This window comes from Pseudomonas lurida, assembly GCF_002563895.1.
Taxonomy (GTDB): Bacteria; Pseudomonadota; Gammaproteobacteria; order Pseudomonadales; family Pseudomonadaceae; genus Aquipseudomonas; species Aquipseudomonas lurida.
Genome location: NZ_PDJB01000001.1, coordinates 2,960,726 through 2,975,794, shown reverse-complemented (window position 1 = coordinate 2,975,794; position 15,069 = coordinate 2,960,726). Strand labels below are relative to the sequence as shown.

Below are 15,069 nucleotides of genomic sequence, written 5' to 3'. Positions count from 1 at the left end.
TTTAAAGAAAGAAATCCAGTCGAAAATAGATCGGCGCTTCACGCTCAGTGATCGGCCCCGGTCGTTCCAAAGAGTGTGCAAAAGTCACCGTGGCCGCGACGTTCTGGCCGCGCGCGAACAGGTCCACGGAGTTGCTGGTCATGCGCCCGTGCTGTTCGGCGTTGTAGCGGTCGCGGCGGATCACGCCCTGGTCATAGCCGAGGCTGGTGCCGTACTCGGCGAACACTGGCTGCAACCACGCGAGGGTCACCGGCCTACTCCAGCGCAGGTCGTTGCGCCAGTAGCCGCCGCTGTCGCCGGACAGACTTTGATCCTTGTAACCGCGTATCGAAGATTGCCCGCCCAGGCTCATGCGCTGCGGGCTGAATAGCACGTCTTCGCTACGTTGGCCGGTCATCAGGCTGCTGAAGCTGAACGACTCGCCCCACGCTTTGAACGGGTACAGGTAGCTCACTGTGGCGGTGTATTTTCGGTAGCGCGCATCGGCCTGGCCGGGGCGTGGGTTGTGATTGGCCTGGGCGTCGAACGCGCCGATGCCGTCCTGCATGCCCAGGTCGATGTTGAGGAACGAGCCGCCAATACGCCGGCCATGGTTGATGCCGAATTGGGCTTCGCTGAGGCGGTTGCTGCTCAGGGCGAGTTTGCTGTCTTCGATGAAGTTGTTGGTGCGCAGGTAGGCCACGCCGGTGCTGAGGGAGGTTTTGCTCAGGGCGTCGCGGTGGATGACCCGCTCCAGGCGCAGTTGGTGGTTTTGGCTGTCGCCCGATTGCTTGAAGTTAAAGCCGCTGGCCTGGGCCAGCGAGCGGTAGTCGCTCTCGCTGTAGGTGTAATTGAGGTTCCACCAGCCGAACGGCAGGTTGTAATTGAGCATCGAGTTACGCGAGGTTTTCTGGTGGTCGCTGATCGCATCGTGGCCGCCTCGTAGCGACAATTGGTCCGCCAGGCCCAGCGGGTTGTCCCAATCCAGGCTGGCGCCCCACTGCTGTTCGCCGGTGCTGCGCTGGCCGCCGTTGTGACGGAAAAGGCCGACGCGCCAGGGTTTTTGCGGGGTGTTCTTGACCAGCACTTCGCTGCCGCCGACTGCTTTGCCCGGTGCCAATTCCATCTGGGCCTGGTTGGAGGGCAAGCGGTTCAGTTGGTCGACCATCTGCTCGATTTCGCGCAGGTTCAGCAGGTCGCCGGGTTTACCTGGAAAGCTCATGGCCAATTGACGGTCAGTGATGCCGCTGCCCTCGGCGCCCTTCATGCCTTCCAGTCGGCCCTCCACCACCTGCACCTTGAGGTTGCCGCTGCCGAGGTTTTGTTGCGGCAGGTAGGCGCGACTGGTGACCAGGCCTTTGGCCAGGTAGTGGTCGGTGATGACCTTGAGCAGATCATTGAGCTGCGGCACGCCAAGACATTGGCCGATGTAAGGCTTGATTAGGCTGGCGCGTTCGCCTTCGGACAGCGCGTCGGCGCCGCTGAGTTCAATGGTGTTGATGGCGAAACAGCGAGTGTCGGCGGGCGCTGCCGGCTTGGCGGGGGCGGCGGCTTTGCCGGGCAGGTCCTTGAGCTCTTCGAGGCGGCGCTGTTGCTCTTCGAGCAGGCGATCCTGGCGATCACGGATCAGGTCGGTAACGCCTGGCGTGTCCTGCGGGGTCGCGCCTTGGGCCATCCCGGCCGTGCTCAGGCAAAAAAATGCGAACAGCAGGCAAAGCCTGGTCCGACGTACCGAACGCCACATTTCTAGATCCCTCTAAATGGCCTTGTGCCACTATTTTTTCGGCGATCTTAGAGTGGCGATTTGATGGCGTCAATTAAATGTATGATTTTGTTTCAGCGTTGAAATGTTGATATCAAGTCGCAAGAAGCGGTAGAGACCGAATTCACCGCGCAACCCTATCCCTGCGCGAGTCAACCCCGGGCACCCGGATTCTCAAGGCCGCCAAGCGCCCCCGCGAACAGCCATCGCTGATCAATAAAGATGTTCGCCGTGGGGGCCAAAATGGGGGCATCGAAAAGTTTTTCGGACCTTAAAAGACCGTTCCAGAGCCCAGTCAAAATGTTTTTCGGCGACCCTGAGAGTCTATAAGCTTCGTCGGGCAGGCTGTTTATCTGATCATATCTGCCTTTCCACAAACCATGGAGCTCCATTCACTTCCGGTGGATTGCTCCATTGGGGGCACATCTGAGGGCATGCTTTGGATGGTTTGAAAAGGATGCCCCCAGCCTGAGGTCCAACAGTTCCCTTCTAGAAAAGTCACCCTTGTTGTTCCCACACACCGCGGAGTGAAGGTAGACCGATGAGATGCTCTCCGCTGCCCAAGTGCGTGAGCAACCGAGTGATACCTCCTGTGCAATTAGGATCGCAGGTGTAGCTTGCCAAGCTGAATTCAGACCTCTAGCAGACGTGACACCGTAATCCTTCGTACATCGACCATCAAGCCAACCTCAAGCAGCTTTCCACAGTTAGCAAAGAGCGCTTGGCCCAGATCGTCTTCAAGCTCAATTTGTTTGAACGTCGCATCGAAGAAGCGTCGTACCTCCCCGAAAGGCAAAAGAGCATGTTATTGACCGGCCGCGCGATATGTTATGCACTGGATGAAACACCTATCCCTCGTGGATAGGTGGACACTCATTGCCAAAGCTATCGCCAATGGGTATCTGGGCACTCAAGTTAATAAGTACACCGGACGATTTGGTCGCTACCCAGTGCATGAGGAGCGCTCGCCCAGATGCGTACCTCGGCCATCGAAGCAACTTTGGCCTCGCGCTCTGCGGCCTGCTTGAACGTGTTCGTGCGGAGTTTCCCGAATTCGAAACGACTGGAGGTTCTGGGCAGCGAGTCAAGGCCTGCTTTCTGGCTACATCCCGCCGACACGATCAGTTCTCCAACGTCGCGCGGTGTGCTCCTTAATCAGCAGGCAAACCTCTGACACCACTAATATTTGATGGCACGATGGTGGCCTAACCCAACATTAGGTAAGATCTGCACGCTAGTACGGATACAAAGTGAACAGCAAGCCACTTCATAGAATGAGCCAAACATGGATAGTTTAGAAACCCTTTCATCACCTTATCAATCCGCCGATGCGCTTGCGGGCTTCGATTACGCAGTTGTTCGAATTGCAGTAGTAGTACCGCCACAACCCAAATCGGATCAAACCGAACGCCCCCCTCTGCGATTGATCTTCGGATCGGTTTCGCTTTTGCCACTGGGCCGACAAATACCCCAGAAGCGATATGACACCGCATTCAAACGATTCAAAAAAGAAAAATACAGCATCGCAGTGGACCGAGTAGTAATGCGTGCTGAAGACGCGCTCAATTGGTATAGAAGCTCATTTGGAACTTTCACAACGCCGATCCCTTTCGAAAATAAAAACGCCTCAGACGGCGCCCCACTTGATGTAGCAGCTCTCTCTGACTTCCCCAAATGGCCGATATTAGGCGTGCCGATGCAAAGTGAAAGCCTTACGGATTCATCAGAACAATCTCCGGTTCCATTCCAGAACATCGGCATTACCCGATACTCTCGTCGAATCTCAGGAACTCAATCATGGCCCGATTTTTTGAACCCCAGCGGACGAACAAAAAATAGCGACGATGCCTTCAATTTTTTGCTAAGACATTTGCATGTGGACCTTAGGGATTATCCCGAATATTTAGGCGGAATTACACTTGCCGTTCCTGACATCGACGTTGCTTCCGTAAGACAATTCATCGACCCTAAGAATGGCGACTCTGAGTCGCTGTATTTCCACCTTAAACCTCATCTAGGGCGACCATTGCAAAACCTCAATCTGACTGTATTTGAGGGACAGGAAGGTATGCTGACCGCCTTTCAAACGCTAAAAGTACCCGAGGATGGTCTGATTGAAATCAAAAGACTGAATTCCATCGATACCGCAGGCTTGGTTCTAGCACATGAGCAACGAGGTGTGTTACTACAGACGCCCATGAAATCATTCCTGAGACAAATGCACTTCACAATGGAAGTCGTTGAACAACGCGTCAAGGTGACAGTACCTGAAACCGAAAGTAAAAATAGCGCGGAAAACCATTACCACACAGAAAAGAAGACCTTAGCTTCGGCGCAAACTTACGGTTCCCCTGCAGATACCTCCGATGCTTTCAAGCGTTTGACTGAGGTTCGGAATGACCGAAGCCTGAATTACAGCGCCCTCCGGTATGATCAAACATGGTTTGGCACAGGTCAACGTATACTGGCACTCGATTACATACGAACCAAAATAAGGAATGCCCGAGCTAGCGTTTTCATCGTCGACCCCTATTTCGCAGCAACTCAAATCGCGCAATTTCTTTTTGCGCTTGAGCGCAGCGATATAAAATTAAAAATCCTGACTTCTAAGAGCGCTTTCGCTAAATCAAAAAAAACCGCAGATGGTAAAACCGCGGAAGTTACCTCAGAGGAAAAACTAGCAGATTTCAAAAGCACACTCGATAGTTTCAAATCCCTGCACGCCAATCCTCTTGAAGTCAGGATTGCAGAAACAAGCGAAACCAGCTTCCACGACCGATTCATTGCAATAGACGGTCGGGTATGGATACTTGGCAGCTCACTGAATTCGATAGGCACGCAGCCAACTTTAATTATGCGAGTTCCACATGGTGATAAAGTCATAGATCTCTTAGGCCAGCTATTTGACAATTCTGCTATTTTGGAAGGGTTTTCGGAACAGGGCGAATTCGATGCCTAAGCTTTTATCAAGTCCATCTGTCAAGGTCGCCCCAATAACCGAATCCGTCTTAAGCCCTCAGCTACTCATCCCATGTGAGCCCTTTCACCGGGAAAAAGGAGTGCAGCATTTTCCTAGCATAGCAGCCATTAAGGCACGCCTAGGAGTTGAAAAGGTACAAATTTCTGACGAGTTTTCCAGTGCTATTCGTGCAGCACAGTCACGAGTTTGGATAATAGATAAACATATCCTTTCGGATGATGGCAAAAAACCCGATCATAAACGACGACTCGACACCGTCGTAAAATGGTTCCAAAGCACCGATCAGGTTAAATCTGTACGCATTTTAACGGGCACTTCGCCCGATGAAAAAGAAGCAGCACAAAAATTTCTAGCTCTTTCAGAAGAGGTCTCAAATCGCAGACTGCCACTCAACCCACCACTAGATGCTCAAATCAAATTCTCCATTAACAAATTCCCCTATATACACGACCGTTTTGCCATCATAGACGATGAGTTATGGCATTTCGGTGCGACTGTCGGCGGATTCCATCGCAGCGTAAGTGCTGCCAGTCGAGGTTGGGATGTTAATGCTCACAGAGCGATCGATTTTTTCGAAATGGCGTGGAATGGCGTAAGCGACTAATCTAGGAGCTTTTTTACAAATGAAAACAGAATGGTTACTGCCCTCTCCCTATAGAACTGACAATGATTACAACAGTGCCATAGCCCTCATCAACAACTACGCCGCAGAAAATATTAATTACCCATCTCACTTAATAACGCTCATCAGGAGTTATTTTTGCAACCCTTCTGACGCTAAAATCGCGCTTAATGAATTTGCCTCAGAGTTAAGCGATACTCATGACGCATCGGAGATCCTAGACGACGCCGAATCACTTGCCGTCATATCCAGCGCACTCGTTCAAGTTTGGTCTTCTGAAGAAACTGCGCTCAGAACAAATGCACTCTTGGCACTGACTCGACACTCTTGGTGGCTTGAGCACCTATGGATCGACTCTACCTCTGCCTTCGCCAAGTTAAACGAAGGCTTTAGGATTACTGTCATCACCCTCGCTGCTCAACACTTCATCAACGTTGAGGCGCAACTAAATAAAGAGAACCCACAAGACCATAACGATCCCTTCACGCTTGGTGATCTTTGGAGCGGGCACTTCCGCGAGTCACGATCAAACGATTCGAGCTGGTCTTGGGTACGACTGCTTGCCGAGTTAGACTTTGAACAGTTGTTCGAAACGATGAGCGCGATACGAAATCCCGTGCTGCTTAACCGGGTATTAGAGAGCCCAGAATTCTACAATAATTATGATTTATGGGAGCGCTTAACTTCTAGAGCGGCACCAAGCTTTTTAGACGACGGCTCCTGGAACGGCGAAATATTGCTGCCGAGTTTGATCCGCCATGGTAAATCGATGTTGCTTCACGTCGCTGATAGGACAGAGCACCCTAAGGATATACTGGAAACTCATGTCAAAGCCTTGCTGAGTCGCCTGAGCGATACTCTTGCAAAGCGCTCCGACTTCGTCGGGATATTCAAACGCTGGGGCACGTGGATTACTCGTCAGACCCTTAATTTCCCAGCTCATGAGTCACAGCGTAAGACACTCATAGATAGCAGCCACCTCCTGATGGCTTTGGCTGACCGAATAGCCTCTTCATTTGTATCCAGAGCCTCAAGCGATCTGGATAACAGTTGGGAGCCGTGGGTCTATCAAAGCATGCTCGCCCTCTTGCACGCTGAAAAACCAGACCATTTTGCCCCGCCGGATATACAAAGTTTCATCGATGAGTGGAATCTGACAGTGGAGGATTGGGATTCGGTCAAAGGCCAGCGACTTCGAGATCACGCCAAGCACTACCATGCGACCCGCGCAAGCGACTATGCCTGCAGGGTACTCGGTTATTCAATCGCTCTGAGTGATGACTATGCGAATGATTGGTTGCGCATGTGGGAGTGTAGCGTTGCGCTGAGAGAGATCTTGGAGTTCCGCCCTACTGCCCAAACGTCCGACAAATGGCGCTCTTCGGATGTGTCGGGCCTAATGCGAACGTTGCTCGACATCGGCCTGGGAATTCTTGACTGCACAGCCTACGAACAGGAAACCCTGGACACCGAAGCATTGGACAAAACTGCAAAGCTCTTCACTGCGCTATGGTCAGCTACCACGGAAATGCTTAGCATCGACCTGTACGGTGACGAATTCTGGAGTCAGATGCAGCAACATTTGGCTATACGCCGCATACGATGGGCTGTAGCACCCGGTCAGCCTGCAGAGGCTTACTGTGCTTACCTCAACGAAGCAACAATGCCAAAGGCTGCGGAATTACTGAAGGAGGTTTCTGCGAATACAAGCTCCATTCTGAAGCTCCTTCCGCTGCTGCTCCAAAACACCACTAAGCAAAACCTAAGGTATCTCCTCACCATCGCGCAAATCGACATGTCAGCATTGGCCGCGAGCGCTCACAAATACGAACAAGCCCCGAAAAAGAAATTCAACATCGATCCTCATCACGTCGACTTAATCGAGGGACTACGATAGTCGATCGTAGATACCCGACGCATTACAAAGGGCTCGCTGAGGAGAAGCGAGCCCTGCACCATCTGCAGGATGACCAAATCCCCGAAACAGTCCGTATTACTGACAATCCGGCCCGCCCATTGGGATCGTGCGGGCGTTGCAGTGTTCGCCAGGATCTCTGATGGGTGCGTCCGCTTAGCAACCCTGTTGCTGCGTGAGGGTGAGCCGTGGCTGAGATATCTGCGTTTCGTAATCACCACTTCTACTGAGCAAACCTTCACCTGCAAGCCGGATGCGAAGCTGGTCGGCAAGCTCGGTGAGGCGGTCACAAAGCTCAAACGGGAAGCGCAGGCTAGGACCTACCAATAGCCTGACCTCTGCTGCCGATAGAGCCCATATACAACCAGAGCGCCGCTCACTAAGCATCGTGATCGGCGCTTTTTTCTTGCTCAAAAATGAAGTTCATATCTTCAGCTTTGAAGTGCCACAGGTCAGCTACTGCCTTTGCTGGCGAAGCTGCCAGGAGATCGGCAGCTGGTGAGAAAGTGGACGCGTACAGATGAATGAAATGCGCGAGAATATGGATGCTGATTTGGATGCCTGCCGAGGCGAGCTTGGACTGGTCGGTAATGCTTTGGGCCTGCCCGATCTGCATAGCACTGATGTAGTTGCTGTGCGAGTACCCGCACAAATGACTGTAGACGTTATCGAAATACAGCTTATGGAAGCCCGCACGCACTGCCTCACTGCTCCAAGACCAGCCAACCCTCCAGTTGCCTTTCTTCAGTTCTTTGATCTCCCGAACGGAATACTCATTGAGGAGAGGTGAACCTTCGATAAACCCGAGCAATTCTGCCTTTTGTACTCTGACATCAGCCTGCTTGACACGCCCCTCATCCGTTGATGAGTTCAGATTCACTCTGTCCGTGAGCCCTGCGTACTGCCACAGCGCATGCCTAAACTGAGACCGCTCACTAGGGCATCCGAAGATCCAGTGCAAGGTCAGAAACGTCTCTACTGAAGCACGAGCGAGAATCGAGACTGATCCCTGGTCTATGAACTCAATGCTCTTGCCTGCCGCGCTTTTGAAAACACACCCATCAGAAAGACTTTTCGTCGAACAGAGCTGCTTGAAAAGCTTGATAGAAAGGGTCTGTATGTCGTTGAGCCATCCCATTCCCGGAGTAATGGGGCTGGAAGCGCGAGCATCAATCATTGCCACCATCAGCTCAATGAGGAGATTGAAATCACTGTCAAAATCCCTGAAATTTTTCATTCGTTACCCCCCCAAAATCTTGAAAGGCGTTGCCTGACGGAGCTTTTGGTAAGCGGCGCATCAAATTTAAAATCAATGACCTCAACACCATTTTCAGCACATAGCCTACGTTTGGAGGCGTCTCTTTCCACCACCCGTAGATGGGCCTCCTCACCACCGAAGACCTTTAGAGGCCGGTAGTGCTGCTCTCCTTGATGCTCAATAGCGAGCCCCAGCTCCGGCAGGTAAATGTCGAGTCTCATCCTGCCAAGCCACCCTGGAGAGGCCTCACGCAAAACCTGATGATCAGGAAAAATCTCCCGCACCAAACCGTACAATGCGGACTCCCGCCGCCACCGGCTTAACCTAAGGACGTGCATCACCTCGGCGCGAGCGGTTCTCTGATCTACCTTCAGATCAAACATCACTTGATCGAGGTAGCTTTCATAATTGGTCTCAATACTAGGACCGTACCTTTCGTCCTCAGGGGCCGCCTTAGCAATACACAAGTGGCACAGGCCCATTCCGTAGCCGCACGTTGAAATGTACTCACGCAACGCGGACCTGTGATATCCCCCAGCTTCCAAATTCGCCATAGCGTTTTCATGGAACGCTTTGGAGCACTCACAGAGGAGTCGCTTGCCAGACAGCATATGATCGAATGAGACGATTCTCAGCCCCCACGAACTCGACAAGGGGTCGAGGTTCGAGATAAGCGGCTGGGACGGCGGTGATTGCACAAGGCGGCTCAAAACAGCCTGGATGACCTCTGAGCCAAGCTTGATGTGATTGATCCGCACAGTGTGGTTCGTCTGCCTCTTCAGGTCTTTCCGCTTGAGTTGATAAACCTTGGAAACCCCTCCCCCGTACAATATGGGAAGCAATTCTAGAGCCTCAGACGTAAGCTCAATCTGATCGAAAGCGTGCGACGTAGCAGTGGACAGCGTGATTTCCGGATACCAAGTCTCGTATTCACTACCAAGAAGGACTGGCAGCGAAGCGTACCGTTGCTTGAAGTACATCGCGTGGAATTTGACCCTGGGCGGCTTAACCAGGATGTCCGAGAAAGCTCCTGCGAATCGCTCATGCAGATGTGCTTCGAGAGCACGCTCGATCGCAAGCACAGGGGTCATGCCGGGCGCAGAGAGGTCTCGTGCAATTGATTCAACCAAGCTCATTCCATCGAGCGACACTTCCACAGCGATCTCACAATTTGAGCAGAATTTGTCTATAGCATGACCCTGGTACACATCCGAAACAAGAAACAAAGCGATTGCACGCAGATGGAGGGCTGCTGCCGACGCATTGCATTGCAGCATAAAAATACTGCAACGCAACGCCGAGGCAGACTGAGGACTGTCACAAGAAAGATTAAATACTGACTTCAGGGAGTACACTGAAAGCCAGCCAAAGCCACACTGGTGTTTATCAGGAATCGCCATTCACGATCGCTAGCACAGCCGTTGCAAGTGGGGGCAAAAATGGGGGCATAGCTTCAATTTTAAGCTCTGAAACCAGCGTTCTAGAGCCAAGTCAAAATGTTCTTTGGCGACCCTGAGAGTCTGTAGTGATCTTAGGACAGGCTGTGATTCTGATCATTTTTGCCTTTCCACAAACCATGTAGCTCAATTCACTTCCAGTGGATTGCTACATTGGGGGCACATTTGAGGGCATGCTTCGGGTGGTTTCAAAAGGATGCCCCACTGGCCCATGCTCGAAAAGTCATACACTGATGCTCCCATGCCGCCACCAGCCGGCTCATGCTGGCCGGCAAGGCGGGTGGTCGCTTTAGCAGACGCCAGAACACTCGCAGCACAATCAGAAAGAGCAAGTAGCGACGCCGTCTTCGGTCCAGCCCAGCTGCCTGTGGGCCTGCGCAAGGTCCGATTGCATATCGTGGATCCATAACCAGTCGAAGCGACTGGCCAGGGTGGTCGACAGGAGAGGCTCACGGTCTCCAACCTGGGGGTCTCGAAACTCGTAGAGTTCACCGGCTTCCCAGGACGTGCGCTGCACACGGCAAGCGCGAGGACGACGGATCGCGTCATATACCTGCAGAACATCCTGGGCGTTGCTTTCCAGCACCCGCTTGTCTCCGAGCAATCGCGCGAGCAGCCAAGCATCTTCGAGCCCTTGGCCGGCCCCTGCGCCTTGATGGGGAAGCATGGCGTGAGCAGCATCGCCAATCAGCCCGACACGGCCATGTGTGTAGCCTGCAAGCTCGTCCAACTCGTGAAGCGCCCACAGCGTCGGCGCGGGAATGCACTCAAGCAATACGCGCACGGCATCGCCCCAATGTGCGAAGGCGTCCAGCATTTGCGCCTGGCTGGTGGTTTTGACCCAGGGTGTGCCTTGCGGCCATACAGGATTGGGGGTCGAGCGATCGGAAACAAAGGCCACCACGTTGATCAACCGACCTTGCTTGACCGGGAACGTGAGGATATGAGCATCGAGCCCCAGGTACATCTGCGGAACATTGATCAGGTGCTCATCGACGCCGGCAGCGCGATACGCTTGGCGCAGTTGCTCGCTGTCGATCATGCCCCGGTAGGCAAAGGTGCCGCTGAATCGAGGTGCGACCACAGGCAGGCCGAGCCCCTCAAGTACATAGTCGCGCAGAGATGACTTGATACCGTCGGCTGCGATCAGCAGGTCACATTCGTAGTCAGTACCATCGGTGAATTGAACGCTGACCCTTTCCCCTGCCTCATGCACGCTGACCGCGCGCTTGTCGAAGCGGGCAATTCCGTCCGGTAATTGCTGGGCCAGCGCATCAAGGAAATCGGCGCGATGCACCGACGATTGACCCACGCCATCGGCGATGCTGGCACCGAGGTAGCCGGCATCCACGCCGCGGCGCCATTCAAACCAAATGTCTTGCCAGGGTTGTGGCGTGCGGTCAGCAATGCGCTCATAGGGCGTGCCGATGCCCAGGCCTTCGATGGCACGCACTGCGTTTGCACCGAACGAAACACCGGCGCCGACTTCACCGAAAGCAGGTGCGGCTTCAAATAACGTCACGTCCAGGTGCGGATGACGGCAGAGATCAAGTGCCAAGGCCACGCCAGCGATACCGCCGCCGACGATGCCCACTTGCAAGACAGAATGAGGGCTAGTCATGGAAAAAACCTTATGTTTGTTTTTGGAATAGTCCGATCATGACTATTCACAAACCATTGATAAATGCCCTGCCCTCCATACAAACTATCACCAGCGTGAATATAAAAATGACTTCACCCGCACATGTGTCCAAGAGAACCCACGATGAATCTGCGCGAGCTGGACCTGAATCTTTTGGTGATCTTTAACCAACTGCTGGTAGACCGAAGTGTTTCTGTGTCGGCTGAAAGCCTCGGCCTGACTCAACCGGCCGTCAGCAATGCGCTGAAGCGTCTGCGCATCACGTTCAACGATGAGCTGTTCGTGCGAACTCCCAACGGCATGCAGCCAACCCCATTCGCAGTGCAACTGGCAGAACCGGTATCCCAAGCGATCGGCCTGTTGCACGGTGCGATAAACCGCCACGACGAGTTCGATCCAGCGACTAGCCGAAAACGCTTTGTGGTTGCGATGACCGACATCGGGGAGATTTATTTCGTGCCGCGCCTGATCGACGCGCTGCTGAAACTGGCCCCTGGCATTTCGGTGAGTACGCTGCGAAGCAATGCCCAGCTATCCGAAAGCCTGGCCAGTGGCGAGGTGGATCTGGCCGTGGGGCTGCTGCCAGACCTGCAAGCGGGCTTTTACCAGCGGCGTTTATTTCACCATCGCTATGTGTGCCTGTGCAGAAAAGACCATCCATTGACCCAACAGCCCATGACCCGCGAACGTTTCTGTGAGTTTGGGCACGTCAGGATCGTTGCGGCCAGCACCGGGCATGGCGAAATCGACACGCATATGCAGCGTGCGGGTCTGCAACGTGAGATTCGCTTGGAAGTACCGCACTTTGTAGCGGTCGGGCATATCCTGCAAAACACCGACTTGATCGCGACCGTTCCCGAGCGGTTCGCCAACAGCTGCGCGCAGCCGTTTGGGCTTACCAGCCTGCCGGTCCCGTTGCCCTTGCCCGAGATTGCCATCAACTTATTCTGGCACGGCAAATACAACCGGGACCCCGCCAATAAATGGTTCCGGCAACTGATGTTCGAGCTGTTCAGCGATTAACGGCGCGTGCAGCCTTCACTGCCAATGCGCGCACAACTTGACCAACTCGTCGACCACATAACGCACCTTGGGGCGCAGGTGCGACACTTTGGGCCACACCGCATGCACGTCCACCGCTTCAGGCTCATAGGCTTGCAACACCTCGACCAGCCTGCCCGCCTCGATATCATCCTGGAACAGGCTACGCGGCATTTGGCATAGGCCCGTACCCGCCACCGCGGCCAGAATCATGGCTTCGCCATCGCCAATCTGATGCGTTGAAGGGGGGGCGTAACGCACGGTTTTACCCGCCTGCATCACTCGCCATGAAAGCGGCTGGCCGCGCCGATGGCCGACGATACAGCGATGCTGGGTCAGCTCTTCCAGGGTTTGCGGGGTGCCGAAGCGCGCAAGGTAGTCAGGTGACGCACAAACTGCCCAGCGTTGACGGGTCAATCGCCGTGCTACCAGCCCGCTGGTGTCCTGCAATTCGCCGAAGCGCACCAACAAATCGATACCCTCTTCAAACGGGTCCACCAAGTGATCGGAAAACGTCAGGCTCAATTGAAGCGCCGGGTATTTGTTGGCGATCTCAAACAACAGTGGTGCGACGACCCGCCGTCCGAAGGCCACCGGAACATCAACCCGCAAACGTCCTGAAGGTTCACCACCACCTGGCCCCAGCCCGCTTTCTGCGGTGCCGATTTCCTCCAGCGCCGTGGAGCACGCTGCGAAGTAGGCCTCGCCATCAGCGGTCAGGGAAATCCTTCGCGTAGTGCGATGGAATAACTGCGTGCCCAACCGCTCTTCCAGCCGCGCGATGGCCTTGCCCACGGCAGACTTCGACAGGCCCAAGCGCTCCGCTGCCTGGGTGAAACTGGATGAACGCGCCGCCACGACGAAGGTGATGACGCCTTGGAAGGAGTCGATAGGTACCATGATGCACTGCCATTGTAGAGTTTTGGTCTACCCAGATTATAGCTGAAGGCCGTTTATCGCCACAGTATTCAACAGTACGATGGATTCCAGTCAGACAACGGTGCACTTCGCGCACCGCTTCCAGATCAATGTCCTAGAAGGAATACATCATGCCCGTCGTACGTGTGAGCTGGTTCGAAGGTAAAGAACACGCGCAGAAAGCGGCTGTTGCAGCCGATATCACCGAAAGCATTGTTAAACACACCGGTACCGATGCCAGTTACATCTACGTGATCTTCGAAGACGTAGCCGCATCGGATTGGGCAGGCGCCGGCAAGCTGTTCGGGGAAGCCCCCGAGAAATCCTGACGCCCCGACCTGCACCGCATGCTCTGGCTAATCCACCGATGCTGCCTTGCAGGTTTTTGTCATCCCTCTGCCGGAGACCACTATCATGCATCCCTATATTTCCTGCCTGTTCTCACTTGCGGTAAAACCCGCCGAGTTCGCTGAATTCAAACGACTGATTGCTACGATCGTTGCGGCCACCAAGGCTGAGCCGGGCACACTGGTTTACGAATACAGCGTCAACGAAGACAACAGCACCGTGCACATCCTTGAGCGTTATAACGTCGATGCCGTGGTAAGCCACGTCGACACCACGTTTGCGCCTTTCGGCCAGCGTTTCCTGGAGCTGTGCACCATCAAGAGCCTGGTGGTGTACGGCACCCCCGACGCTGAAATCCGCAAGCGCCTGGACCCGTTCGGCGCCGTCTACATGACGCCATTCGACGGCTTCAGCCGCTGAGTTGAAACAGGGCGCAGGCTCAAGAGTGACAACCGTGTCCTGCGCATCACCCGCCCGCACAGAGATCACCATGTCCGTTATCGCCGAAGTAATTAAGTCCCGCATTTCCGCCAACAGCTACGACACTGAACGCTCCTTGACGGACGCCCAGGTCGCCGAGCTGGTCAACCTGGCCACCCACGCCCCTTCCGCTTTCAACCTGCAAAACTGGAAGTTCCTGGCCGTACGCAGCACCGAAGCCAAAGCGCGCCTGCTGCCATTGGCATTCGGCCAGCAAAAGATCATGGACGCCGCCGTGACGTTTATTGTCTGCGGCACCCTGAACCCGCATGTCACCCTGCCTGCCGCATTGAAGCCGACCCTGGATGCCGGAATCATTGACCAGTCGATCTACGACATGTGGGTGGGTGCGGCCCAAGGCATGTACCAGGAAAACGCTCAATTGCAGCGCGACGAAGCCATTCGCTCTGGCTCGCTTGCCGCGATGACCCTGATGTTGGCCGCCAAGGGCCAAGGCCTGGTATCGACCCCCATGATCGGGTTCGATCAGGCTGCGGTGGCCAAGGAGTTCGGTCTGTCGGAGGAAGAAGTACCTGTGATGTTGATCACCGTTGGCTACCCGGGCTCGGCCAACTGGCCACAAAAACCGCGTAAAGCCGTGAACGACGTATTGCAGTTCGTGTAAGCCCTCGCCACTGTGCGTGCCTGGTTCACGCCAGGCATGCCA

General features: G+C 54.3%; 12 protein-coding genes. 7 read left to right on the top strand and 5 right to left on the bottom strand.

Annotated elements, in window-relative coordinates:
• Position 1 precedes the first annotated feature (1 nt).
• Positions 2-1,723 (bottom strand): ShlB/FhaC/HecB family hemolysin secretion/activation protein, encoded by a 1,722-nt coding sequence (locus ATH90_RS13375; RefSeq protein ID WP_098466478.1) that lies wholly within the window; start codon positions 1,721-1,723, stop codon positions 2-4.
• Between the two features lie 1,303 nt (positions 1,724-3,026).
• Between ATH90_RS13375 and ATH90_RS13365 the strand changes: the two genes are divergently transcribed.
• The 3 genes from ATH90_RS13365 to ATH90_RS13355 are packed head-to-tail and all read left to right on the top strand — an operon-like array spanning position 3,027 to position 7,240.
• Positions 3,027-4,700: a VPA1262 family N-terminal domain-containing protein gene (locus tag ATH90_RS13365; protein ID WP_098466476.1), complete on the top strand. Its 1,674-nt coding sequence runs from the start codon at positions 3,027-3,029 to the stop codon at positions 4,698-4,700.
• Positions 4,693-5,325 carry a hypothetical protein gene (locus ATH90_RS13360; protein WP_098466475.1) on the top strand — a complete coding sequence of 211 codons (633 nt, stop codon included), beginning with the start codon at positions 4,693-4,695 and terminating at the stop codon, positions 5,323-5,325. The genes ATH90_RS13365 and ATH90_RS13360 overlap by 8 nt, the downstream gene beginning before the upstream one ends.
• A 19-nt stretch (positions 5,326-5,344) precedes the next feature.
• The gene (locus ATH90_RS13355) at positions 5,345-7,240 is read left to right on the top strand and encodes a hypothetical protein (protein WP_098466474.1); all 1,896 of its coding nucleotides are present in this window, start codon (positions 5,345-5,347) and stop codon (positions 7,238-7,240) included.
• 397 nt (positions 7,241-7,637) lie between these two features.
• On the opposite strand, the gene ATH90_RS13345 is transcribed toward ATH90_RS13355, so the two are convergent.
• From ATH90_RS13345 to salA, 3 genes are all read right to left on the bottom strand, one after another.
• On the bottom strand, positions 7,638-8,495 hold the full coding sequence (locus tag ATH90_RS13345) for a hypothetical protein (RefSeq protein ID WP_098466472.1): 858 nt from the start codon (positions 8,493-8,495) through the stop codon (positions 7,638-7,640).
• Positions 8,492-9,916: a hypothetical protein gene (locus tag ATH90_RS13340; protein WP_141537480.1), complete on the bottom strand. Its 1,425-nt coding sequence runs from the start codon at positions 9,914-9,916 to the stop codon at positions 8,492-8,494. Before ATH90_RS13340 ends, ATH90_RS13345 begins: the two co-directional genes overlap by 4 nt.
• A gap of 376 nt (positions 9,917-10,292) precedes the next feature.
• Positions 10,293-11,594, bottom strand: a complete 1,302-nt coding sequence (gene salA / locus ATH90_RS13335; protein WP_098466470.1) for a salicylate 1-monooxygenase — start codon at positions 11,592-11,594, stop codon at positions 10,293-10,295.
• A gap of 144 nt (positions 11,595-11,738) precedes the next feature.
• Between salA and ATH90_RS13330 the strand changes: the two genes are divergently transcribed.
• Positions 11,739-12,638 (top strand): LysR family transcriptional regulator, encoded by a 900-nt coding sequence (locus tag ATH90_RS13330; RefSeq protein ID WP_034103473.1) that lies wholly within the window; start codon positions 11,739-11,741, stop codon positions 12,636-12,638.
• A gap of 15 nt (positions 12,639-12,653) precedes the next feature.
• On the opposite strand, the gene ATH90_RS13325 is transcribed toward ATH90_RS13330, so the two are convergent.
• Positions 12,654-13,556 (bottom strand): LysR family transcriptional regulator, encoded by a 903-nt coding sequence (locus ATH90_RS13325; protein WP_098466469.1) that lies wholly within the window; start codon positions 13,554-13,556, stop codon positions 12,654-12,656.
• Between the two features lie 149 nt (positions 13,557-13,705).
• Here ATH90_RS13325 and ATH90_RS13320 point away from each other — a divergent pair, with 149 nt between their 5' ends.
• The 3 genes from ATH90_RS13320 (at position 13,706) to ATH90_RS13310 (ending at position 15,027) form a co-directional block, all read left to right on the top strand.
• Positions 13,706-13,903, top strand: a complete 198-nt coding sequence (locus tag ATH90_RS13320) for a tautomerase family protein (protein ID WP_034103477.1) — start codon at positions 13,706-13,708, stop codon at positions 13,901-13,903.
• Positions 13,904-13,988: 85 nt separating this feature from the next.
• Complete coding sequence (locus ATH90_RS13315) at positions 13,989-14,342, top strand: putative quinol monooxygenase (RefSeq protein ID WP_034103479.1); 354 nt, start codon at positions 13,989-13,991, stop codon at positions 14,340-14,342.
• Positions 14,343-14,412: 70 nt separating this feature from the next.
• Positions 14,413-15,027 (top strand): nitroreductase family protein, encoded by a 615-nt coding sequence (locus ATH90_RS13310; RefSeq protein WP_098466468.1) that lies wholly within the window; start codon positions 14,413-14,415, stop codon positions 15,025-15,027.
• Positions 15,028-15,069: the final 42 nt, after the last annotated feature.

Bases quoted from the DNA above. Each gene is read 5' to 3' on its own strand.
- ATH90_RS13340 (WP_141537480.1), bottom strand. From the start codon at position 9,916: ATGGCGATTCCTGATAAACACCAGTGTGGCTTTGGCTGGCTTTCAGTG.
- ATH90_RS13325 (WP_098466469.1), bottom strand. From the start codon at position 13,556: ATGGTACCTATCGACTCCTTCCAAGGCGTCATCACCTTCGTCGTGGCG.
- salA (WP_098466470.1), bottom strand. From the start codon at position 11,594: ATGACTAGCCCTCATTCTGTCTTGCAAGTGGGCATCGTCGGCGGCGGT.
- ATH90_RS13360 (WP_098466475.1), top strand. From the start codon at position 4,693: ATGCCTAAGCTTTTATCAAGTCCATCTGTCAAGGTCGCCCCAATAACC.
- ATH90_RS13330 (WP_034103473.1), top strand. From the start codon at position 11,739: ATGAATCTGCGCGAGCTGGACCTGAATCTTTTGGTGATCTTTAACCAA.
- ATH90_RS13345 (WP_098466472.1), bottom strand. From the start codon at position 8,495: ATGAAAAATTTCAGGGATTTTGACAGTGATTTCAATCTCCTCATTGAG.
- ATH90_RS13365 (WP_098466476.1), top strand. From the start codon at position 3,027: ATGGATAGTTTAGAAACCCTTTCATCACCTTATCAATCCGCCGATGCG.
- ATH90_RS13355 (WP_098466474.1), top strand. From the start codon at position 5,345: ATGAAAACAGAATGGTTACTGCCCTCTCCCTATAGAACTGACAATGAT.
- ATH90_RS13310 (WP_098466468.1), top strand. From the start codon at position 14,413: ATGTCCGTTATCGCCGAAGTAATTAAGTCCCGCATTTCCGCCAACAGC.
- ATH90_RS13320 (WP_034103477.1), top strand. From the start codon at position 13,706: ATGCCCGTCGTACGTGTGAGCTGGTTCGAAGGTAAAGAACACGCGCAG.
- ATH90_RS13315 (WP_034103479.1), top strand. From the start codon at position 13,989: ATGCATCCCTATATTTCCTGCCTGTTCTCACTTGCGGTAAAACCCGCC.
- ATH90_RS13375 (WP_098466478.1), bottom strand. From the start codon at position 1,723: ATGTGGCGTTCGGTACGTCGGACCAGGCTTTGCCTGCTGTTCGCATTT.